The sequence below is a fragment of the Aquimarina ulvae genome (genome assembly GCF_053613295.3).
On record NZ_JBSIBP030000012.1, the window covers coordinates 125,738 to 146,811 of the forward strand.

Genomic DNA, 21,074 nt, shown 5'->3' on the forward strand with positions numbered 1-21,074 from the left:
AATTTTTGACTTAAAGAATTACATTAGAAATTAACTGTTCTACAGTTGGGTGATCATTTCCGCCCTCAGGTTCAATAGTAATGTTTAAAGATGCTGCATTATTTATATATTTCATAACAATCATTTCCGGATCGGTAGAAATTATTCCCATATCGACCATTTCTCCATCTACATCAGCCCACATCTGATAGGTTTTATCATTATTTAGTTTAGAAAGTCCCTGTGGATTGAGAAATACCTCCTTATTTTGATGATTAACATAGGCGACAGCAGTAGAATTGGGTGATCTTTTATTTCCTTTTAGTACCACTCGTATAATATCAGGGCTGTTGATAGCTTGATACCATTTTTCAGTTTCATTGTATTTATCTTCTAGGTTTACTAATCTATTTCGTAAATCATTGGTTTGTTGCTCTAATGTAATCATAGTCCTTTCGGCATTTTTCCATTGATTATATAACCAAGCAGAACTTAATAAAAACAAGGCAGCAAGACTGGCGGCGATAAGAAAATTATAAGAGATTCTTTTTTTGTTTTGTAAATGAACGATTTTTTTTTCGGTATTCGAACTAGCATTTTCTACCGTACTTAGTATGGTAGTTTTTATTTGGGTAGGAGGTGAGATAGCATTTTCTAATGCCATCTGCTCCATGTCATTTTCCATGTTATGATAATACTCTCGTAACTCATCATCTTGTATGAGTAATTTTTCAATCTCTATTGACTTTTCTTCAGAAAGTTCCCCTAATAGATATTGTTCCAGTATTCCTGTATCTTTTATCGTATTCCTATCCATCTCTCATCATTTCAATAATAATCCATACTATAGGCAGCTCTTCTTTATAAGATTCTTTTAATTTTTTAAGAGCTTGTTTTATATAAGATTTAAAAGTTCCTAAAGGGACATTCATCTCTTTGTGTGCCTCTCTATGCGTAAGCCCGTTAAAATATACGAGCGCTAAGGCTCTTTGATGATGTGGTGCTAGTTTTTTTAAACAACCGTTTAATGCTAAATACTCTTTTTCTGTTTCAGAAGTACTCTTGTCTTTATATACACTTAAATCTTCATTTTGGATGAGAGGAGCTTTTTTTCTTAAAGAATTTAACGTTAGGTTTCTTGCAATTCGGTATGACCATGTAAAAAACTTTCCTTTATTGGGGTCATAAGTGTGTGATTTATGCCAAATTTTCATAAATGTTTCCTGTAATAAATCTTGTGCCAAAGATTCATCTTTACACATTCTTAAAATCACTCCATAAATAGCCCCAGCATAGAGATCATAGATTATAGACAACGCACGGCTGTCTTGATTTTGTAGCTTGCTTATAAGTTCTAAGTCGTCTTTCATTTAGATCTCGGCTTCTTCAAATGTAAAAAAAATCTCATCCAATCTCATCCAAACGAAATAAACTTGTGTATATAAATATGAAAGCGTGTTTCAACAATGTTTAATAATTAAAAAACAAAATCATGAAAAAATTAATTTTTATTGCCTCAACTTTCTTCCTATTCATTTACACACAGTCATCATTTGCTCAGGCAAAAAAGGATATTGTAGATGTTGCAGTATCGGTTGATGATTTTTCTACATTGGTAACTGCCTTAAAAGCTGCTGATCTTGTAGATGCACTTAGGGGAGAAGGTCCTTTTACGGTGTTTGCTCCGACGAATGGGGCTTTTGCTAAAATAGATTCAAAAACCTTAAACGCTTTATTGCAACCGGCAAATAAAGAAAAGTTAACTTCTATTCTTACGTATCACGTTGTATCTGGTATAATTGATGCTGCCGCTGTTGTAAACGCACTAGAAAGTGGAGGTGGAAAAGCAGCGTTAACCACCCTAAATGGAGCTACACTAACAGCTGTAAAAAAAGACGGTAAGATTTGGTTAAAAGATCAAAATGATAATTATAGTCAAATTGTAAAAACTGATGTTATGGCCACGAACGGAGTGATTCATGTGATAGGAGATGTTGTAATGCCAAAATAGTAGTCAGACATTATTTTGTAAAGCGTCGTGTTTTTTACGGCGCTTTTTATGTTTCTAAATCGCAGACCACGTATATTAAATTGTTTTTATTCTTATTCAATCCATATTAGATATTCTTGTTATAGCACCGAATAGATAATTCCAAGTCCAAATAATACGGAGAAGGGTGATGACGCTCTAATTAATTTTGGACCAAGAATGTTTGCACACATTAGTGCATAACGATGATGAATTTTTCGAGGTACGAAATACAGAACCAAAGAGGTTATAATCATAAACCAACCTAAATACTTCAAAATCTCTGGAAACTTTGAGTACTCTGAATATAGCACACTTGCTACCGCAGGAACCATCCGGAGTGTAATTTCGGTATAATTAATAAAATTAGTGCTTCCTGCTTTTCTCAAATAGGCTCTTGCCTTTGTAGGTTTCAAGAGCATTATTAAGCCAACTCCAATGAGAAAAATACCAAAGAGAATTACGATATATTTGGCTATGATTATCATAAGTTCTTCGGGTCTTTTCAGATTTTAATTTTTAAAATGATATGTAATGTTAGGTACTTTTTTTTATTTTTTTAGACAATGGTTACGGTTAAATTCCAGAAAATGTGAAAAACTATTGACGTTCCAATTGATTTAGATTTACAGTAAATAATTCCAGAAATTATTCCTCCAAAAAATGTCAAATAAAATAGATGCCAATCTTGTTTTGATGACTCTAGTATCAAATTCATATAAGGTGAATGAATCAATGCAAATAAAATAGATGCTGATAAAATGGCTAATGATATATTCATTTTTCTCTGCAAATTATTTTGAATGTATTCTCTAAAGAATAACTCTTCGCCTATTGGGATTAATAAAATGGCGCTAATCAAATTTATGTTCTGGAATTTAGGCAATCGCTCTAACCTATATTCAATGTAATATTCAGTTCCAAATAATAAATTGTAAACCCATTTTAAAGGTGTTTGCATAAAAACAAAAGAAATTCCTAAAATTACAGCGAATAAATACCATTTATAATGAGTTTGTTTAATCAGATTCTTAAAAGTCCGATTTCTTATAAAAAAAGTAAAAATCAGAACGGCAATTAGTTGTAAAGCTCCTTGTATAAAAGAATAGTATTTGTAATGATTTTCAAATTCGATAGCTTCTGCAATAAAAAACCAAGAACCTAAAAGCTCAATTCCAATAACGTAAAGTAAAGTTGCCAAAATGGCTTTAGGTATGCTTATCAATGATTTATTCAATTTTGTTATATTAATTACGATCCCTAATGAAGCATCACACTATCTATTGATAATAGGGAGGTTACAAATTATTTTTCAATATAAGCTTTTTGATAAGAGAAATTTGTCCTAGGTGATAATAACTATGTTCGATAACACCTTCAATATTACGTGCATACGTGCCGTATTTTTCATCTACAAAAACTTCGTGTAATTGTTGTGTGTCCATGTTTTCTATCTGGAGTATAAATTTTTCGGCATTCTCTATAAACTCTGTGATTAGTTTTTTCCAATCATTTTCAGAAGTAATCGGTGGCATATCAAAACTATATGCATCCCGAATTTCAAGAGTACCTCCATTGAATACAGAAAGAATACCAGCTAGATAATAATTAATGTGATAGGTAAGCGCTGCTATGGTGTTTAAATCTTCGATTTTTTGGGTAGCTTGTTTCCAGGTTACACTGGTGATCAATTCTTTATAATTGGTATTGGCAATCCAACGTCCATTTAATAACACTTCTTTTAGCCTATAGGCAATACTTTTATTATTTGTCATTACTTTACCAATTTAGTTTATAGCATTTAAAACACAGTCAGTCATTAACTCCGAATAATAGTCATTAGTCTTCATTTTTTTGACATCTGCGTGAGTCCAATTTTTATTTTTCATCTGAATTCGTATTGGGTTTGTTTTAATGTTCGTTACGATAGGTGGTTTACACAAGTTAACGATTAAGTGTTTACATTAAATTAGTCTCTAGCCTTATAGATTATTATTTATTTCTTAAGGTTCTTTTCGAATGCCGCGGATCTTTTTATTTGTTCTTCAAGATTCCACTCAAAATTAAATCTATTGCTCAAATATTCTTCGATTGTTCCGAGGCCTATTTCTGCTCTTCTTTTGTTGATATTTATGGGATCATACACTGGCCACACATTAAAACTTTTAGTTTCTGGGTAGTATTTCATTTGTCCGCCATAAATCTGCAAATCACCGCTTTCCGTTGCTATTCTGTCTTCTGCTCTAACTAAAAACCGAGGTTCTAATTTTTTATCTTTTACGGCCTGTCTCATCATTGGAAGGTATTTTATTCGAACTTCATTATCTGAATGTTGAATGATATTACATATGGTCCAATTTCCTTGTTCGCCACTTATTTCTTTGGATGGCCATCTATAATTGTCAAGAATAGTAATTATTTTGTCTTCATTAATCGTATGATTTCTGTGAACTATTTCTTGTTGCTTTTGAAGTTCTTTAGACTCGTAACCATAAATATCACCTATAGAGTCTCTTAAACGGATAGGATATTGTTCAGTTTTCCAAATTGTATCCAGTATTGCAATTAAATATTCTTTATCGAATTCATTTTCTTTTACAGATTTTTTTTCTTTATTTTTTTCCTGACCACAAGAAGTTAAAGCTAATAATAAGAATAAGATTTTTAGTGTTTTCATAATAAAATGCTATTTGCTTATTTAATTTGGGTCATAGATTTCTACAGCTTTTCTAATAACGTTCATCTGTGTCGGAATCGAATTTCTCCTTCGGTAGTCACTTTTAGTTTTGAACGCTAATACAACATCTATTTCTGGATAAACAGTAATATTTTGACCTAAGGCACCTTGAGCAGAATATGCGTTTTTTAGTCTATAATCATTGGTGTTTTCTATTAGCCACCACATGTAACCATAACCTAAATCCATTCCATCTTCTTTTAGTATTGGAACACTTTTTTGAGCCTCTAAATAAGAAGTTCGTTGTTTAGTTATTTCATAAACCCATTTTTCTGGGATAATCTGTTTATCGTTCCACTTTCCCTTTCTCAGCATTAGTAATCCGATACGAGCCATGTCTCTTGTTGAAAACCACATATGATATGCAGGGAATTTTGAAACTTCGTAATTGCCATTTTTGGCTTGTAGTGATTTGTCCCAATCTTGCATTTGTAGTGGAATTGCTAGTTGTGATTCTATTTCGTCGTAAATATTACTATTGGTTTCTTGTTCAAAAATATGTCCAGCAACATTAAAGTCCCAATTACTATATAGCCAGTGCGTTCCTGATTTTACAGATCCTCTATCTGGTGCGTATCTGCGAAAGTCACCACCATTTGACCCACTCAAATACACTCCTGACCGTGCAGAGATTAAATCCTTTATTTTTGCTTTTTTTTCGATTGGAAGAAGTTTTGACACATCCTCAATATTTAAGTCTTCTAACGTTTTGTCAAGGTCTATTGTGCCATTTTCAACGTATTTACCAAAGAGCATTGCTAGAACACTTTTTCTGCAAGAAGCTATATAACTATTTTCTTCTATATCTCCATATTCTAAAACAATTTCTCCTTTATGCACAATTACAAGTCCAGTGATATTTGTACTATCAATAATGTACCGTGTAAAAATTGAGCGCCCTGTATCTCCCCAGCCAACTGTGGAAGGGTTTTCTTGAGTTGTCCAATTTTTGTTTGGATAAATTTGAGCTTCGCTTGTACATCCTAATAGTAGTAAAGAAATTATTAAAATGATTGAAATTTTCATGGTTTATTTTAATGAATGCCAACGTTTAACATGAAAGCAGTATACTAAGTTAACATAATAAAGCTAATACCATTTTATTTATTATGAAAACAAAGGGTACTACAGACTCAAAGTTATTTATTGGTATTGATGTACACAAGCGAAGCTAGAAAATTCATACAGCTACAGATCTTTTGGATGGTTCAGACTTGACTATTCCACCCAATGCTTTTGCCTTACAGAAATATGTTGAAAACATTTTAAAGATCATTAAGTTTATTATTATGAATCGGGTGGTTGTGGATTTAGTCATCATCGCTTATTCGAATCCTTTAGCAATCTTTGCGTTTTAATCTACTGATGCAGGAGTATTATCGATCCCATCAGAGAAAGGATTGTCCGAATGTACTTATTGGAAGAACCAAAAGAAGAAAAGTGCAAATTGAACAAGTAATTAGAAGTGTTGATTTATTTCTCAAATTATAACCTCAAAAAGTGTAAACTATGTCCCTTTAACTTTGTAAAGGATGTTTGTTTCACGTACCTAATTGGCTAAAACGTCTCGTATAAGAAATGTAGGGTAGGTGATAAGCGATACGTTTCGGATTGGTATTAAACCAAATATAAATATTTTACTTTTATCATTTTTTGTAAATGTCAAATTATTATAGTTGGCGACTTTACACATAATCACTGACCTTTTGTTTAAGCCTAAATGCCCTATGTTTTTTTTACATTCTTGTGTGATGTACTTTGTTTTGTCCTAAGTTTTTTTTTCAAACCAAACATTACGTGTTCGGCCATTAGAAATTTTAAAACCTATCACTTTTTCTTTATCGTCTCTTTTAATCTCAATGATGTGAATTGGCCAATCTCCAGAATAAATATCATTGTACAATTTTTTTAATTTGATTTTTCCGTGCCTAATATGTTCACAATACAAATCAGATTCTTTTAGCGAGATGGAATATGTTGTTTTTAATTCCGGGCTATAATAGTCACCAGTATACTCGGTGATATCCACTTCATTATTTAGCGTACTACTTTGATGAAATTCTAAAATGCCTGAGATTTGATTTGGAATTGATACTATAATTTTTGGGATTACCTCATTCATTTCAAAACGAATTAATACATATTCGTTGACATTCAATAACTGAAAGGTGTTGTTGTTAATAGGCATTAAAGATCCTTCACTTCCTGCTAGTCTTTTATATCTTAACGTATCATTCTTTACATAAACGGTACGGCCATATTTTTCTTCAGCACTCCAATAGATCCCTTCGAATTTAGAGAGCTCTTTATTTGTAAGTCTAATGTAATCGTTTGGCTGATGCAGTTTTTGATTTTTCTTTTTTGACCTTTCTTTGTTTCCAAAAATAATCTCGGAAATCTTATTTGCCTTAGAGCCAATATTACTTTTTGAAAAATTGGATAGAATTACGATTTGAAGTTGTTCTTTTGGATAAACTCTAGCAATTGCTCTAAATCCACCGACAGCTCCTCCGTGTTGGATTACTTTCCTTTCAAGGTGGTTTTCTATTCGAACTCCAAAGCCATAGTTAGTACTATGTCCATTGTTAAGAGGCTTGGTAGACAACAATTTGTTAAATGCAGAATCCCAATTTTTCGCAGGATTTATAAAATTTTGTAACCATAAATTAATATCTTTTGTAGTTGAGTGTATGTTTCCAGATCCAAAGTACCCCCAATATTCAATGGCTCGTTTAAAAGGATTATTTCCGTCGTATGAAGTTGAATTGTTCATAACAACCCGATCATATTGATCTTCAACGTAAGTGTTTTTCAAACCTAAGGGCTCAAATATATTTTCCTCCATCCAATTTTTGAATGATGAATTACTCACTTCTTCTATGATTTTTGCTAAAAGGATATAGCCTGTATTGCAGTATAAAAACTCTTCTCTTGGTTTGAAATTAAGATCTTTTTGATGTTTTAGAACTCGATAGACATCTGCATTAGTTTCTAAGTCATCTCTTCTCCATCCGGCAAGTCCTAGTAAACCGTGTAAATCTCTTAATCCACTCGTATGATGTAATAAATCGCTAATGGTAATAGTGTCTCCAAAATCAGATAATTCAGGAATGTATTTTCTTATATCGTCTTCGAAAGAAAGTTTATTTTTTTGTGCTAGTAGTACAATTCCCATTGCGGTAAATTGTTTTGATATTGAACCAATATTAAAAAGTGTTTTAGTAGCATTAGGAATATTATATTCTATACTAGCTAAACCATAGGCTTTTGAGAATATCGTTTTGCCATTCTTGACTACCATAACCGAACCACCGGGATGATGGGGTACATTCCAGGAGTTAAACAGGCTATCTATTTTTTGAATTTGTTGTTGCTGGCTACGTAGAGAGACACTATAAAAGATTAAGAGGAGAGTTATAAAAGTTACTGAGTGACGATTTTTGATTTTCATAGTATTATCAGCGTTTTTGTATTTAAATTATAATAGATACAAAAGTCAATAAATAATGAAATTAAATAGTACTAAATGACCCGCCAAAAAGCTGCCAAAACACCGTCAATATATAGAATAGCCTAGACGATACTGAACTTTAAGTGGAAATAAAGCTTGTCGTTTTTATCTAGTTCGATACTATTTCTAATGATAATTAATGCATTTGCCAATATCAATACTAAAAGTATAACTATAAGCGAATTGTTAATGAAAGGAAAATAAGAATTGATAACTGAACTAATTAAAAATGTTAGGATCATTGTTACGGACCAAAGTATTTGAATGTTTATTATTTGTTTGGTTACATCATTCCATTGCTTTTTAATTAGAGTTATTGAGAAAGGTATAATGAAACTTACCACGGGAATGAAAACAACTATCAATGAAGATAGGTTAATTAAATTCGTTAAGTTGTAATTAGATTTCTTAGTTGGAGTATCGTTTTTTAATAAATCTATCTCATTTACACCTAGTGTTTTTGCCAAAGTTTTCAGCGTGTAACCTTTTGGTTTCGTACCAGATTCGATTCGTTGAATAGTTCGTACTGAAATTCCAGACTCCTTAGAAAGTTCTTTCTGAGTTAAGTTTAGTTTCTCTCGATATTCTAATAATCGGGACATAATTTAATTAGTTTAAAATTCTCCGTATGAAACACAACGGGCTTGGAATACCTTTTGGAGTGACTGTACTTTTAAAACCGGAATGTGTATAGCATTCAGAAATTGGATTAATTGCTGAAGGAGCTAAAGGTAAATTTCCATCCATTAATTCTGGATGAGATATTCTTCCAACATGCCAAAGTTGGGCAAAGATTGCACCTTCTATTTTATGAACTCTTTCAGTGACCTTTCGCCAAGAAACAGTTTGTTCTTCAGTATATACGCCTGGTACATTTATATATCCAATAGCTTGTTTGCTTACGCTAATTCCTTCCGTAATAATTAAGCCTGCTGTTGCTCTTTGTTCATAGTATTGAGCTATTAAATCAGTTGCCAAGCCCTTTTTGTTATTTGCCCTACTTCTTGCCATTGGAGCCATTACAACTCTATTTTTCATACTGATATTTTGTGTCGTGTATTCATCTAGAACCGTCATATTTGTCTTGGTTTTGGCAAATCTAAGAAAAATCGCTATTATTGCAAATAGTTCGCAATAATTATTGCGAATTAATCGCATTTGTATGGAAAGACGAAATACACCAACTAAAGAAGCCGTATTAGACCTGCTCACAAAATCTGGAAAGGCAATGAGTAGAGATACTATTGAGAAACAAATTACTCAGGAGATTAATCGCGCAACAATTTATCGTGTTTTAAATCGGTTTTGCGAAGATGGTGTCCTACATAGGATAGTTGCTGAAGATGGTAAACAATATTTTGCTGTTTGTGTAAATTGTGAAGATAAAGTCCTTTCAGGTCATCATTTTCACTTTAGATGCATCAAATGTGAAACCATTGAATGTCTGGCAGTATCAGTTGATTTTTCAGTTCCGCAGGGTTACCAAGTAGATGGTGTAAATTGTGTTTTATCTGGAACTTGTAAGGATTGTTCTCACTAATTTTAAGTTGCCATAACCGTTACGTATAAGAATAGTGCGGTTTTGCATACACTAATTTTTCGGTTAAACACAGACCATTGTTATATTTTCTTATTTTCGTTCTAGTGATTAAACCGCTATTATTTTTATACAATGTCAGTAACTGGCTTTTATCGTAGTTCATTTTGAAATTCTTCCATTTTATTCCAAATGTTCCAATATGCTTGGTGTGCCTCATCTTTTTCACTTTCTGTATTTTTAATCAAAATTCTACCAATTTTTTTGGTCTGGTCAAAAAACATCAAGGTAAAAATACCTGGGTCTTGTCCACTATGACCATAAACGTTGTCTGAGATTCTCTTTTCAATAAACACTCCTAAATTATCTTCATCACCTTTCTCAACTTGTCTTTTAGTTAGTTGAGACCTGTAAAACTCGTTATAGCTATTTGTAGTCAAAAGCTTTCCGTTTCCATCGAAGCCCCTGATGATTTCTGACAGCAATAATGCTAAATCATTTGTAGAAGTAATTAAGTGACCGTCTGGATAAGTTAAGCCGATATAATATGGTATTTCCGTTTTTTCGTTGTACAATTTGGTGAAATCTGCTCTTTTTATTTCATTAAAAAACCACCCTGAAGATTTCATTCGTAATGGCTTGAAAATATGTTGTTTTGAAAATTCATTGAAGGGTGTTTTTGACGCTGATTCAATAATAAAAGCACATAAGGCTGAACCGATATTGCTGTATTGATTTGCCGAGTTGGGTTCTCTATCCGCAAAAATTTCTTTGCTGTACCATTCGCCATTCTTTGATAATAATTTTTCCAAAAACTTCGATAATGGTAGCCAATCTTCTTTTGGATTAAAATTATCTGGAATAGCTGTAATTTCTTTTTCTTCATCGGATAGTCTATCAATCAAAACATAGCATTTACTCCAGTAAAAATCAGTGTCATTAATAGAAGATGTGTGAGAAACCAGTTGACGGATTGTTATTGGAATTTCGGGGTAATTTGGGTTTGAAACCTTGAAAGGCAAATGTTTATTTATTGGGTCATCAAGTTCTAAAAGGCCCATTTCTTGAGCTTTTAATAATGCTAAGCCTACTACTATCTTTGAAATAGATGCAACATTTTGAATTGTATGTTCTGTATATGGTTTTTTTGTTTTAATATCCGCATAGCCAAAGCCTTTATTGTATAATGTTCCGTTTTCATCTACAATCGCCACAGAAAAACCGTTAATAAAATCTTTTTTATAAATTTTGTTCAATTCGGCTGTGAGAGAGTCTGTTACTTGTTCTTTTTTTTCTGTAGAGCTGATTTTTGAAGTGTTTTTTTCTTTGCACGAAATGATGAGTAATGCAATGATTGTTATAAAAGTTTTTTTCATTTTTGGTTTGTTGCCCGTTTTAAGCACCTAATTTAGCAAATACAAACGGAATAGAAAATCCGCGAGGATTTTCGTAAGTAGGCGATGACCAAGCAATAAATTATATATGGCTTAGCAGCTGTTTTTTTATTTATCTTCTTTTATAAATTTATTAAAATCCTCCAACTTTCCATAAAATGGATTTCGATTAGTCAATTTCTCCCAAATTTCAGATTCCAATAAATTGTCCGAAATTCCATTTTTAAACACATAGTAAGGATTTAAACTTTCACCAGATTTTTTTATTTTTTCGTAATAAATTCCATTTTTTTCAGAGTCCAATATTTCTATTTGTTCAATCTTGTTTTTTAGTTTTCTAACTCCTAGAAATTCTTGTCCGCCAATCAAATTCAATATTCCATTATATTCCACTATGTAATGATTTCCTTCATCTTCAAAATTGGCATTTTTAATATATCTATCAATATTAATTTCATTGACACGAACAATTCCATTCTCAATAACTTCTTCCTTTTTCTTTAGGAACTTTGGTAATCTTGTCAAATCTGGTATTTTATAATATAAAAACCAGAGAATAAAAAAAGATATAATTGACAAAATGATTAGTAACCAAATCGTTGGAAAGAAGTATAAAAGAACAGCAAAAATTGTCAGAAATACAACTTTCAGAATAATCAAGCCAACGTCTTTCGGAATACTTGATTTAGTTTCCTCAATTTGTTTCCTCAATTTTTTTTTCGGAATCGGTTAATGCTCTTTCGTATTCTTTTGTCAATTATTTAGACTGGTTTAAATTCTGACTAACGTAAAATTATGTTATTGAAAATCAGCTATTTGAAAATGTTTAAAGTTCTCATATTTTCTTAAATTTTGAAACTCAATTTACTCAATTTTACGTTAGCCTACGTACTGAGGAATTTTTGGGTTTCTATGAGGGATTGTGCCTAACGTCTCGTATAACGAGCGTAGCCTGCCGGAGGCGGCTATTATTTGTTATACATTGTTACCAGTTTTTATTCTTCTTTATCATAGTCGTCAGGAAGTTGCAAAGCAAACTCCTTCATTATGTCTCTGTCAATTTTGTCTGTGATTTCGTAATTGTCTCGGTGAAGAAACTGCACCATAATTGGATAATTGTCTTTGTTGTTAACGTTTCTTAGTTTACCGGCTTTGTACTCGAAGATATTGAAAGTCCAGTAGCTGTGATTGTCGTGCCCAGTTAAATTCATTGTTACTATTTCATGGTTCCCGTCCCCGTCAAAGTCACGTTCGAGTCGGTTTTCAGCCATCTTGTCTGTAAAGGATACTTTAATGAATTTTCGGTCTTTAGTCTGGAACAGATAAATAATCTTGACATTCAAAGCAGCAACGCCATTGCCCATATATGGGGCGATAATTTTTAAGTCCTTTAGTCCGTCACCGTTAATGTCTGCTATACGAATTGGCTCGTGTCCTGTATTTAGTGTCGAGAAAAATATTTGCTCAGTCATTTTTTGTATCTGTGTTTTATTGCGAAAAACACGAATTACTGAAGCACCATCCCAATTTGATGTAACTGAGGTTAATTGAATAGTCAGTGTGTCTTGATTGTTAAAGAATTGGTCAATTGTTAAAGTGTGGTTGACTGTCTGCTTTGTTTCTGTCCAGTCGTAAAGCTGCCAATCCTTGTATTCTTGATATGTTGGTGCGGGATATCTTTCGAAAGGATATTGTGCAAATGCCAGACAAGTCATCAAGGTCAATATTATTGTCGTAATCGTCTTCATTTCAATGTTCGTAACGGGACTTGGTTTACACAAGTTAAAGATTAGGGTTTACACTAAATTAGTATCTATTCTTGTTACTTGTTGTTTCCTTCTTAGATTCTTTTCATCAAAGAAACGTAAAAATACATTTCTGTAAAAGACTTTCCAAACTCCCTAGGGCTCTTTCCACCTAAGGATTCGTGTGGATGATTATCGTTATAATCGGTTATAGTTTGATCAGCTATAACTTGAAATTGCTTTAGACTATGGAATAGATAAGCATCTAATACATCTTCTCCAAACGTTCTATTAAACCTTTCTACATAACGGTTTTGCATTGGTTTTCCTGGTTCTGAGTATATTGGCGTTATGTTTTTGTCTAAACACCATGTTTTGTATTGATTAGAGATAAATTCAGGTCCATTATCGGTGCGAATATACTTTGACTTTCCATAATATTCTATTAATTCTTCTAAATATCTAACAACTTGTCCAGAAGGAAAACTTATACCTCCTTGACTAAGTAAACATTCACGGTTATGATCATCTATCACATTTAAAATTCTAAAGGCCCTGCTATCTGATAAGCTGTCACTCATAAAATCTATACTCCATACTTGATTCACTGTTTCGGGTTGATATAGCGGCTTTCTTTGCTGATCTGGTAACCTCCTACGCTTTTTAGGTCGTTGAACCAAACCTTGTGTGCGATATACTCTAAACATTCTACCTCTTGACCATTTACAGCCTTCGCGTCTACTTCTTTTATAGTAGTAATCAAAACCTCTATTGGGCTTCCTTTCTACTAATTCATTTAATTTCTCTATAATCGCAGAATCATCTAATTTACTTTGGTTATAAAACGAAGGACGACTATATCCTACAATACTGGATATTTGCTTTATACCTACAGTATAATTATCTCTAAGAAAAGCTATTACTTTCTTCTTGACGGAAGCTTTACCACTTTTTTGACAGTACATCTTTTGCCATTTGTAAATCTAAAGATACATCTGCATACATCCTTTTTAACTTCAAATTCTCGGCCTCTAACTCTTTTAAACGTTTCAAATGGCTTACTTCCATACCGCTATATTTCTTACGCCAATAGTAAAAAGTCCCCTTGTTAATACTTAACTCTCTGCTGATCTCTTCAACCGAACGACCAGCTTCATTCTCTTTTAAAGCCTTGATAATTTGGCTCTCAGTAAATTTTGATTTCTTCATTACAGTTCAAATTTAGTTAATTTTTAAACTGTCTTAATTTTTAGTAAGGGTACACTTCCTTTTTGTAATTACGTTGCCAATTCCTAATTGCAGATTTAGTAGGAATATTAAACTTTATACAAGCTTGACTGAAAGATACTAAATCTTTGTCCATAGCTTCCAAAACCTTTAGTTTGAATGATAAGCTGTAGATTTTATTTTTTCTTGGTCATAAACCCTTTTTGCCATTTTTCTCATAAAAACGAATCCAATCACGCAGCGTTGTATGATGACAACCATTTAGTTCTGAAACAGACTCAACTGTTTTGTGGTTTTTTAAAACTTCGTTAACCCATCGAAGTTTGAAATCGTAATTATATTTGACTTTTTTTCCCATAAAAACACCCTCAAATAGTGTCTAACTTTTTGGGGCAGTTCAAAGTCCGCGAGGGCTTTCGTAAGTAAACTATAATTAGCAATTAATTATACACGGCTTATATACTGTTGTAACTGACTTTATTAAAAAGTTTATATAAATTTGAAGGTTTTGATAAATATATGACAATTAAGTATCTACTTATATTGCAAAACAATTATTAGATCTATAAAAAATAGATGTTTGCCATTCGATGTGACCAATTGGTCCCAAGCCCTTAAAATCAATTTTTTTAAAACCTACATCTGTAAGAAAATCGTATGCTTCCTTATACTTTTCTCTGTCAGAATTATCCCAAATAATTATTCCATCTGAACGTAAAGCATTTAGACTGTTTTTGGTACAAGTAATACGATCTCGTCCATCAATAATTATGATGTGAAACTCATCTTTAAATTCTAATATTTTTCTACTATAATCATCTTTTCTATCAGAAAATATATAAGTGATATTTGAAAACGATTGTATTTTATCTTTTAAAGCTTCATAATAATAAGTGTCATGCTCTACAGAGATAATATGTTTTACTCGTTTAGAAAACCATAATGTAGAATTACCACTTCCATATTCAAATACATTATAGGAGGTGTTTTCTAGTTTTTGACTAATAAAATGCAATGAAGCATATGTCATCCAAGGAATTGGTTGACCTTTTGCGTCAACAGGTTTGTATAGATATCTGCTTAAAATCCATCCTTTGGGTTTTAAGTACTTTTTAAAAAGAAAATAGGTCTCAAGTAAACTAGAAGAAAAAGAGAATCTTCTAAATAATTTTTTTATAACATTCATATTAAAACAAAAGCAAAAAATAGATTAAACGAGTATTGCGGTTTCTGAGTCATATTGCTTTATATGGTCATTTTAAGATTACCTTTTTTGTTTCAATAGAATTATTCTGATTAATTAATTGCAAATAATATATTCCTTTAGGTAATGCACTAATGTTCAATGAAGACTGATATGTCGATTTTAGGACAGTTTGTCCTATACTATTATAGAGGATAACAGTATCAATAATAATATTATTACTAGTTTGAAAATTAATAGTTCCATCTGTTGGATTTGGATATAAAACCGTTGCTTTAGAGGTAACTGTTACTTCATCCACACTTAAGGTTTCATTACATAAAATGGTTATTTCTTCTTCGGTTAAAGCTTTGTTCCAATATCTAAAACTATCCATAGCACCTTTAAAATAATTCGCTGATAACCCTAAATCTCTATCATGTCTTCCAATAGAACCAGAAGTGTCTGAATATTCTAAATTACCACCAGACCCTGAATATGTTCCTCCAAATTCAACACAGTCTACATAAATTTTCATATCATCTTGAGCTGTTACTATTACTGCAATATGTTGCCATTCTCCAAGGTTAATTGGCTGATTGCTTACATAGGTACTTCTTGTACTTGAAATGTAATTACTTGAACCATCTCCATAGTTAATTGCAAAATTTCCTGTTGATTGTTGGTGGTTAAAATAGACACCAGAATTGACATCTTCCTCAAATGAAGTAGTAAAAACATCCCTATCATTTGCATCTTCACTATCATAGCGTATCCAAAAAGAAAACGATAGTGGTAAATCTGGTTTTAACTTAATAATGTTTGGTAAATCAATGTAATCATCTATACCATCAAAAAGTAGAGCTGCATTCGGGTTTCCAAATCGATCATCTGTAAAGGATGCTCCAAAATTAGTAGCATCATAGTGATTATCACTCGCATCAAGCAAAGTATTGTCAAAAGTATAATGGAGTAATAAATTTGCACTAATATCCTGACAAAAAACAGCAAAAGATGTAAATAAGGAAATGAGCAATAATTTTTTCATGGTGGTATCTTTAATTGCTAATATATATTAATTATAATAGTCTAAAAAAAATTAATTAGATAAACTTTTTTTTAGTATAAATGCAAAAAAATTGATGATGTTTATCAAAATGTAAAGTAAATCGTTATCATGGTTTTTTAAAAAAATAGAAAAGAATAGAAATGCCAATCAATTGTATCTTTTTTTTGTAATTTCGAGTGAATTTACATTAATATGTTTATTTCATATGAATTTAGTTTATAACATAATATACCATCCAACAATAAACAAGATACTTCGTAATATTAATTATGTTTTATCTCCGATATTGCCTTCAAAAATAAAACTATATCCTTCAGGAAAACTTAAGATATACTTGGATTCAATTGGTTCAATTTATTTTAAAACCAACCAAACTAGTTTTTTAACACGTGAGTTATTCTGGAAAGGTCCAGAGAAATTTGAATTTACAAATATTTTTATTAATCTTATCAAAAAGGTAGATGTCTTTATTGATATAGGTGCTAATATAGGATATTATAGTATTTTGGCTGGAAAGCTTAATTCCAATATAGAAGTAATTGCATTTGAACCTTCAGAGGGAGCCATGATTTATGCGTGTGAGAATGTTAGAATAAATAACTTAGAAGATAAAATTAAGATAGAACCAATAGCATTATCTAATAAAACGGAAAAAATAGATTTTTATAATGTAACTAATCCAAAATTCCCTACGATTTATAACCTTTCAGGTGAGCATAATCTTAGAGAGAGTAAAAATAAACTTAAGTACAATAAAGTAAAGGCAAATAGTATTGAACTTGATAAATATATTGAAGATAACGAATTAGACTGCATTGACCTTATGAAAATCGATACTGAAGGTTCTGAATATTTAATTTTAGAAGGGGCTGAAAAAGTATTAAAAAAATATAGACCTATAGTTATTTGTGAAACACTTTTTAATGTAATTGAAGAAGAATTAGAAGCTATTTTTAATGAGCTAGATTATGAATTTTTTAATCATTCTGGAAATGGATTAATTCAAGTTTCGTCTATTCAAAGAGATATGGATAATGGCATTAGAAATTGTTTTTTTGTTCCAAAAGAAAAAACCTCTTTGATTAATGAATTTATCCTTACTGACTCAATTTAATTTCTAGTTGTATTTTTTCCCATTTTGACTATATTTTACTTAAAAATACCGAATCTTGGTAACAAAGCCAAATTGCACACAACGGTTTTATGTATGTAACGTGGCATGTAAAAAGACACTAACTTTTCGGATTAACACAGAGCCGAATTTTTATTTTTTGTTTTTAATTTTTCTCTTTTTGAAAGCCAAATTAAAAATTTGGCGGACTTTCTTAATATACATAAACCTTTCGGTTGAGCACTTATTAGCGATGTTTTATACACCGTGTTGTGCAACGTTATTTTGCCTTTGTCAATGCCATCTTAACAGCGAGTCCGGTCAATACAGAAGCCATAAACCATTTTTGAATTCTTAACCAAATTGGTTTTTTCGAGAACCAAGAAGCCATTTTAGCAGCAGAAATAACGATCAATAAATTTATTGTGAAACTTATAATTATTTGAACTATTCCTAATTGAAAACTTTGACTTAAAATCGACCCATTTTCTGGTTTTATGAATTGAGGAAAAAATGATAAATAAAATATTGCCATTTTAGGATTTAGAACATTAGTCATAAGTCCAATATTAAATAGCTTTAAAGGTTTGTCAGACTTTAGGTTCTTATCAGCGTCAAAGATTCTATTTTCTGATTTAATTGAATTGTAAGCCAAGTAAAGTAAATATCCTATTCCAAAAAATTTCACTACAATAAATGCATAAGGAATTGCAAAAAATATTGCAGTTAAACCAAATGAAACCATAAGAATATGAAATAAAAATCCACACATTACACCGAAAAGTGAGATTATTCCAGCATTTTTTCCTTGAGATAATGACCTTGAAGTTAGATAAATCATATTTGGTCCAGGAGAAAGAACCATTATTAAAGCTGCTAATCCAAATAAAAGTAAATCATTTAGTGGAATCATATTATTTCTGTTTTAATTTGATTGAGTCGTAATATTGCACAACATTAAGTATAAAAAATCGTAGGGCAGAGGATAAGCAATGTTCTTACGATTTGAGACTAAGCCAAATATAAATATTTTGCTTTTATCTTTTTTCGTAAATGCCAAATTTTATATATGGCGACTTTGTAAATAAGCACAGACCTTTAGATTAAGCCCAAAAGCCCTATGTTTTCTTATAACTTGTTGTGCACAGTTGTGTGTCCTGCGTTACTTGGGGATACAAGATATGATAAGTTCATTGACAAATCAAATAACATAACTTTAATTGAGATGAAAGGATATAATTATTAGTCCGCCCACTAGGAATTATATGGTCTTTCGATAGGGACTGACTGGCAGACCTATCAAACCGCCTTATGGGGCTTACCCTTCACGGGTTGGTCTTGAGCGATAAGGTAAAAGGCACTACCGTTTTTGTAGTATGAGTAGGATGCTATGGTGTGAGTAAAGAAGCTGAAAGAGACGAGATTGAACCCTTGTAGAAGTGTCGTAAACAACTTTAGTATTGTCAAAATCGAGGGATGGGCGGTCTTGCGAGACAGAACTTGACGTGATACCTATTTACTGGTCAAGTGGCAATCGGCATAAAGAGGGCAGGAGCTTTGCTTACGGCTTAATTACGGAACAGGAGAAACTTCTTTTGTGGTGCTAAGGGAGAACCGCATAACCCCGAATGGGCAAGCCAAAGAGTACCAATATACAAAGGGAGTGGCGGACTAACACGTAGTAGCGATTCGTATCTAAGAGATGTCTTTTGAAAATTAGACGTAGCGAAGGGGCTAGCAAGACCAATAATGATTTAATTCTTACAACTCTACGGAGGAAGATTTGGTTAAATCAGCGAAGCATCGAGGGGGTACTTAGGTGCTTCGGTATTGAAGAGCCGTATGATGCGAGAGTATCACGTACGGTCCTGTGAGAGGCTTAGGGGTGAGATTCCCCTTTGCCTACTCTACTTAATCAATTGTCAGTTATCCATTTCAATGCAAAACCATTGACTTCACTCAAATGGTCAATCCATTCTTTTTTGCCTGATTCATCGGTTTTGGTCTCCATAAAAAAGTGGTCACAGTTTGGATAAACTTTGTAGGTCATATTGTCTTTCCCTTTTCTTAAAAATTCAAGTTTGGCATAGTCCATATTCAAAATACTATGATGGTCTTCTCCGCCTGCCACATAAAGAATTGGAATACTCAATTTGAGCATATTGTCTATCGGGGAATTCAAGGTAAAACTACTCCACTTGTAATAAGTTTCACCAAACCACTCTTTTGTTGTGGATTTTGGGTCTTTGTATATTTTTTCAAATTCTACATACAGAGAATCAATATTGGCTTGAGCTTCTTCGTTTGATTTTTCGCCTTTCAAAGCAGAAACCCTTTCATTAAGGATAAAATCATATAAATGATTAAGTGAGTTCCCCATCATTGATATAACGTGGGTTACATTATTATTTTTTAAAGCTACCGCTGGCGCCACTTGTGAACCTTCGGAATGTCCCCAAACAATTATTGTGGATGTGTCAATCTTTAGTTTTTTTAATGCATCATTGATAACCTTGTCTGCAGAATTTGCTCGCCAATCAAGACTATACTTCTCACTGTATCCTTCTTTCATAGGATATTGCTTTCTTCCTGATGGTGCAATTGAAATACTGTCAACAAGAGGTGTGTTGGGTTTGCTAATAAGTATGATATGATAATTATTGCTCATCGAATCAACATTTAAAGTAATACTGCTGGAATATCTCCCATTTGGATTTAGCCAATACAATGGAAAGTTTGTAGAGCCTTGCAAATAGATAATTAAAGGCTTACGTTCATTAATTTTATTTTTGTAAACGTGGTAATTAATATCTCCAAGATTGCTATCATTAATGCTTTCGGTTTTCCATTTTTCAGTAATCTGTTCGTGCTGTCCATAGGTCATTTTAGAGAACAGCAAAACTAAAAGAAAAAAATAAAAGACTTTATTCATAAATTTCGATTTTTTTTCAACTTATACACAACGTACAATGTATGAACCTGTAGCGTGCAAAAAGACACTAACTTTTCGGATTAACACAGAGCCGAATTTTTATACTTTGTTTTTAATTTTCTCTTTAAAAAGCCAAATTAAAAATTTGGCGGACATTCTTAATGTACGCAAACCTTTCGGTTAAGAATTTATTAGCTATGTTTTATAGCAACAATGTAAAAGCAGTATCCTAAGTTAGTATAATAAAAACCTCTAAACTTTCTTATTATGTAAACAAAGGATACTACATTATCAAAGTTATTTATTGGCATCGAGGTACACAAGCGAAGTTGGAAAATTCATACGGCTACGGATCTATTTGATGGTTCAAGTTTAAGTATACCTCCCAATGGATTTGCATTGCAGAAGTATGTAGATAAACATTTTAAAGATTATCAGGTGTATTGTTGTTATGAATCTGGTTGTTGTGGATTTAGTCACCATCGGATTTTTGAATCTTTTGGTTGGCATTCTATGGTGGTCAACCCTGCAGATGTTCATCGCCCTGCCAAGTCACAGTTTCAGAAGAGCGATACGATTGATGCTCGCTTGTTATGTAGGGAACTAAAAGATGGTCGGTT

24 protein-coding genes and 1 pseudogene are annotated in these 21,074 nt (G+C 32.1%); 4 read left to right on the forward strand and 21 right to left on the reverse strand.

Annotated elements, in window-relative coordinates; genetic code table 11:
- Nucleotides 1-10: 10 nt before the first annotated feature.
- Together ACWGOQ_RS20350 and ACWGOQ_RS20355 are read right to left on the reverse strand one after the other, a co-directional pair.
- Nucleotides 11-796, reverse strand: a complete 786-nt coding sequence (locus ACWGOQ_RS20350; RefSeq protein WP_452059573.1) for an anti-sigma factor domain-containing protein — start codon at nt 794-796, stop codon at nt 11-13.
- Nucleotides 789-1,349 carry an RNA polymerase sigma factor gene (locus tag ACWGOQ_RS20355; protein WP_452059574.1) on the reverse strand — a complete coding sequence of 187 codons (561 nt, stop codon included), beginning with the start codon at nt 1,347-1,349 and terminating at the stop codon, nt 789-791. Before ACWGOQ_RS20355 ends, ACWGOQ_RS20350 begins: the two co-directional genes overlap by 8 nt.
- A 122-nt stretch (nt 1,350-1,471) precedes the next feature.
- On the opposite strand from ACWGOQ_RS20355, the gene ACWGOQ_RS20360 reads away from it, so the two are divergent.
- Complete coding sequence (locus ACWGOQ_RS20360) at nt 1,472-1,990, forward strand: fasciclin domain-containing protein (protein WP_452059575.1); 519 nt, start codon at nt 1,472-1,474, stop codon at nt 1,988-1,990.
- Between the two features lie 119 nt (nt 1,991-2,109).
- Here ACWGOQ_RS20360 and ACWGOQ_RS20365 read toward each other — a convergent pair whose 3' ends face one another.
- The 8 genes from ACWGOQ_RS20365 to ACWGOQ_RS20400 form a co-directional block, all read right to left on the reverse strand.
- Nucleotides 2,110-2,496: a hypothetical protein gene (locus ACWGOQ_RS20365; RefSeq protein ID WP_452059576.1), complete on the reverse strand. Its 387-nt coding sequence runs from the start codon at nt 2,494-2,496 to the stop codon at nt 2,110-2,112.
- Between the two features lie 71 nt (nt 2,497-2,567).
- Complete coding sequence (locus ACWGOQ_RS20370) at nt 2,568-3,245, reverse strand: CPBP family intramembrane glutamic endopeptidase (protein ID WP_452059577.1); 678 nt, start codon at nt 3,243-3,245, stop codon at nt 2,568-2,570.
- Between the two features lie 61 nt (nt 3,246-3,306).
- A complete protein-coding gene (locus ACWGOQ_RS20375) occupies nt 3,307-3,783 on the reverse strand; it encodes a DinB family protein (RefSeq protein ID WP_452059578.1) in 477 nt (158 codons plus the stop codon).
- 221 nt (nt 3,784-4,004) lie between these two features.
- On the reverse strand, nt 4,005-4,685 hold the full coding sequence (locus tag ACWGOQ_RS20380) for a DUF6624 domain-containing protein (protein WP_452059579.1): 681 nt from the start codon (nt 4,683-4,685) through the stop codon (nt 4,005-4,007).
- A 21-nt stretch (nt 4,686-4,706) separates the two neighbouring features.
- Entirely contained in the window at nt 4,707-5,771 is a 1,065-nt protein-coding gene (locus ACWGOQ_RS20385) for a serine hydrolase domain-containing protein (RefSeq protein ID WP_452059580.1), read from the reverse strand.
- A 742-nt stretch (nt 5,772-6,513) separates the two neighbouring features.
- The gene (locus ACWGOQ_RS20390; RefSeq protein WP_452059581.1) at nt 6,514-8,196 is read right to left on the reverse strand and encodes a serine hydrolase domain-containing protein; all 1,683 of its coding nucleotides are present in this window, start codon (nt 8,194-8,196) and stop codon (nt 6,514-6,516) included.
- Between the two features lie 122 nt (nt 8,197-8,318).
- Complete coding sequence (relB, locus tag ACWGOQ_RS20395) at nt 8,319-8,858, reverse strand: type II toxin-antitoxin system RelB family anti-toxin (RefSeq protein WP_452059582.1); 540 nt, start codon at nt 8,856-8,858, stop codon at nt 8,319-8,321.
- A gap of 7 nt (nt 8,859-8,865) precedes the next feature.
- The gene (locus ACWGOQ_RS20400) at nt 8,866-9,333 is read right to left on the reverse strand and encodes an oxidoreductase (protein ID WP_452059583.1); all 468 of its coding nucleotides are present in this window, start codon (nt 9,331-9,333) and stop codon (nt 8,866-8,868) included.
- An 85-nt stretch (nt 9,334-9,418) separates the two neighbouring features.
- Here ACWGOQ_RS20400 and ACWGOQ_RS20405 point away from each other — a divergent pair, with 85 nt between their 5' ends.
- Nucleotides 9,419-9,796 (forward strand): Fur family transcriptional regulator, encoded by a 378-nt coding sequence (locus ACWGOQ_RS20405; RefSeq protein WP_452059584.1) that lies wholly within the window; start codon nt 9,419-9,421, stop codon nt 9,794-9,796.
- Between the two features lie 149 nt (nt 9,797-9,945).
- On the opposite strand, the gene ACWGOQ_RS20410 is transcribed toward ACWGOQ_RS20405, so the two are convergent.
- The 9 genes from ACWGOQ_RS20410 to ACWGOQ_RS20450 form a co-directional block, all read right to left on the reverse strand.
- Nucleotides 9,946-11,169, reverse strand: coding sequence for a serine hydrolase domain-containing protein (locus tag ACWGOQ_RS20410; RefSeq protein WP_452059585.1), 1,224 nt, complete (start codon nt 11,167-11,169; stop codon nt 9,946-9,948).
- 126 nt (nt 11,170-11,295) lie between these two features.
- Nucleotides 11,296-11,712 (reverse strand): hypothetical protein, encoded by a 417-nt coding sequence (locus tag ACWGOQ_RS20415; protein ID WP_452059586.1) that lies wholly within the window; start codon nt 11,710-11,712, stop codon nt 11,296-11,298.
- Nucleotides 11,713-12,182: 470 nt separating this feature from the next.
- Nucleotides 12,183-12,935: a hypothetical protein gene (locus ACWGOQ_RS20420; RefSeq protein ID WP_452059587.1), complete on the reverse strand. Its 753-nt coding sequence runs from the start codon at nt 12,933-12,935 to the stop codon at nt 12,183-12,185.
- A 92-nt stretch (nt 12,936-13,027) separates the two neighbouring features.
- On the reverse strand, nt 13,028-13,897 hold the full coding sequence (locus tag ACWGOQ_RS20425; RefSeq protein ID WP_452059588.1) for an IS3 family transposase: 870 nt from the start codon (nt 13,895-13,897) through the stop codon (nt 13,028-13,030).
- Nucleotides 13,875-14,141: a transposase gene (locus ACWGOQ_RS20430; RefSeq protein WP_452059589.1), complete on the reverse strand. Its 267-nt coding sequence runs from the start codon at nt 14,139-14,141 to the stop codon at nt 13,875-13,877. Before ACWGOQ_RS20430 ends, ACWGOQ_RS20425 begins: the two co-directional genes overlap by 23 nt.
- A gap of 40 nt (nt 14,142-14,181) precedes the next feature.
- Nucleotides 14,182-14,334: a helix-turn-helix domain-containing protein gene (locus ACWGOQ_RS20435; RefSeq protein ID WP_452059597.1), complete on the reverse strand. Its 153-nt coding sequence runs from the start codon at nt 14,332-14,334 to the stop codon at nt 14,182-14,184.
- Between the two features lie 15 nt (nt 14,335-14,349).
- Nucleotides 14,350-14,517, reverse strand: coding sequence for a transposase (locus ACWGOQ_RS20440; protein ID WP_452059590.1), 168 nt, complete (start codon nt 14,515-14,517; stop codon nt 14,350-14,352).
- 180 nt (nt 14,518-14,697) lie between these two features.
- Entirely contained in the window at nt 14,698-15,345 is a 648-nt protein-coding gene (locus ACWGOQ_RS20445; RefSeq protein WP_452059591.1) for a hypothetical protein, read from the reverse strand.
- Between the two features lie 67 nt (nt 15,346-15,412).
- Nucleotides 15,413-16,390, reverse strand: coding sequence for a T9SS type A sorting domain-containing protein (locus ACWGOQ_RS20450; RefSeq protein ID WP_452059592.1), 978 nt, complete (start codon nt 16,388-16,390; stop codon nt 15,413-15,415).
- 355 nt (nt 16,391-16,745) lie between these two features.
- Between ACWGOQ_RS20450 and ACWGOQ_RS20455 the strand changes: the two genes are divergently transcribed.
- Nucleotides 16,746-17,525 carry an FkbM family methyltransferase gene (locus tag ACWGOQ_RS20455; RefSeq protein WP_458202859.1) on the forward strand — a complete coding sequence of 260 codons (780 nt, stop codon included), beginning with the start codon at nt 16,746-16,748 and terminating at the stop codon, nt 17,523-17,525.
- Nucleotides 17,526-17,802: 277 nt separating this feature from the next.
- On the opposite strand, the gene ACWGOQ_RS20460 is transcribed toward ACWGOQ_RS20455, so the two are convergent.
- A complete protein-coding gene (locus ACWGOQ_RS20460) occupies nt 17,803-18,435 on the reverse strand; it encodes a LysE family translocator (RefSeq protein WP_452059594.1) in 633 nt (210 codons plus the stop codon).
- 1,002 nt (nt 18,436-19,437) lie between these two features.
- Nucleotides 19,438-20,454, reverse strand: a complete 1,017-nt coding sequence (locus tag ACWGOQ_RS20465; protein WP_452059595.1) for an alpha/beta hydrolase family protein — start codon at nt 20,452-20,454, stop codon at nt 19,438-19,440.
- A 399-nt stretch (nt 20,455-20,853) separates the two neighbouring features.
- Here ACWGOQ_RS20465 and ACWGOQ_RS20470 point away from each other — a divergent pair.
- Nucleotides 20,854-21,074 (forward strand): annotated as a pseudogene (locus ACWGOQ_RS20470) (IS110 family transposase); the annotation flags it as partial.

What these genes read in the sequence shown, in the direction of transcription:
- ACWGOQ_RS20350 (WP_452059573.1), bottom strand. Translation starts at nt 796, where the DNA reads ATGGATAGGAATACGATAAAAGATACAGGAATACTGGAACAATATCTA.
- ACWGOQ_RS20355 (WP_452059574.1), bottom strand. Translation starts at nt 1,349, where the DNA reads ATGAAAGACGACTTAGAACTTATAAGCAAGCTACAAAATCAAGACAGC.
- ACWGOQ_RS20360 (WP_452059575.1), top strand. Translation starts at nt 1,472, where the DNA reads ATGAAAAAATTAATTTTTATTGCCTCAACTTTCTTCCTATTCATTTAC.
- ACWGOQ_RS20365 (WP_452059576.1), bottom strand. Translation starts at nt 2,496, where the DNA reads ATGATAATCATAGCCAAATATATCGTAATTCTCTTTGGTATTTTTCTC.
- ACWGOQ_RS20375 (WP_452059578.1), bottom strand. Translation starts at nt 3,783, where the DNA reads ATGACAAATAATAAAAGTATTGCCTATAGGCTAAAAGAAGTGTTATTA.
- ACWGOQ_RS20380 (WP_452059579.1), bottom strand. Translation starts at nt 4,685, where the DNA reads ATGAAAACACTAAAAATCTTATTCTTATTATTAGCTTTAACTTCTTGT.
- ACWGOQ_RS20385 (WP_452059580.1), bottom strand. Translation starts at nt 5,771, where the DNA reads ATGAAAATTTCAATCATTTTAATAATTTCTTTACTACTATTAGGATGT.
- ACWGOQ_RS20390 (WP_452059581.1), bottom strand. Translation starts at nt 8,196, where the DNA reads ATGAAAATCAAAAATCGTCACTCAGTAACTTTTATAACTCTCCTCTTA.
- relB (WP_452059582.1), bottom strand. Translation starts at nt 8,858, where the DNA reads ATGTCCCGATTATTAGAATATCGAGAGAAACTAAACTTAACTCAGAAA.
- ACWGOQ_RS20400 (WP_452059583.1), bottom strand. Translation starts at nt 9,333, where the DNA reads ATGACGGTTCTAGATGAATACACGACACAAAATATCAGTATGAAAAAT.
- ACWGOQ_RS20405 (WP_452059584.1), top strand. Translation starts at nt 9,419, where the DNA reads ATGGAAAGACGAAATACACCAACTAAAGAAGCCGTATTAGACCTGCTC.
- ACWGOQ_RS20410 (WP_452059585.1), bottom strand. Translation starts at nt 11,169, where the DNA reads ATGAAAAAAACTTTTATAACAATCATTGCATTACTCATCATTTCGTGC.
- ACWGOQ_RS20420 (WP_452059587.1), bottom strand. Translation starts at nt 12,935, where the DNA reads ATGAAGACGATTACGACAATAATATTGACCTTGATGACTTGTCTGGCA.
- ACWGOQ_RS20425 (WP_452059588.1), bottom strand. Translation starts at nt 13,897, where the DNA reads ATGTACTGTCAAAAAAGTGGTAAAGCTTCCGTCAAGAAGAAAGTAATA.
- ACWGOQ_RS20430 (WP_452059589.1), bottom strand. Translation starts at nt 14,141, where the DNA reads ATGAAGAAATCAAAATTTACTGAGAGCCAAATTATCAAGGCTTTAAAA.
- ACWGOQ_RS20440 (WP_452059590.1), bottom strand. Translation starts at nt 14,517, where the DNA reads ATGGGAAAAAAAGTCAAATATAATTACGATTTCAAACTTCGATGGGTT.
- ACWGOQ_RS20445 (WP_452059591.1), bottom strand. Translation starts at nt 15,345, where the DNA reads ATGAATGTTATAAAAAAATTATTTAGAAGATTCTCTTTTTCTTCTAGT.
- ACWGOQ_RS20450 (WP_452059592.1), bottom strand. Translation starts at nt 16,390, where the DNA reads ATGAAAAAATTATTGCTCATTTCCTTATTTACATCTTTTGCTGTTTTT.
- ACWGOQ_RS20460 (WP_452059594.1), bottom strand. Translation starts at nt 18,435, where the DNA reads ATGATTCCACTAAATGATTTACTTTTATTTGGATTAGCAGCTTTAATA.
- ACWGOQ_RS20465 (WP_452059595.1), bottom strand. Translation starts at nt 20,454, where the DNA reads ATGAATAAAGTCTTTTATTTTTTTCTTTTAGTTTTGCTGTTCTCTAAA.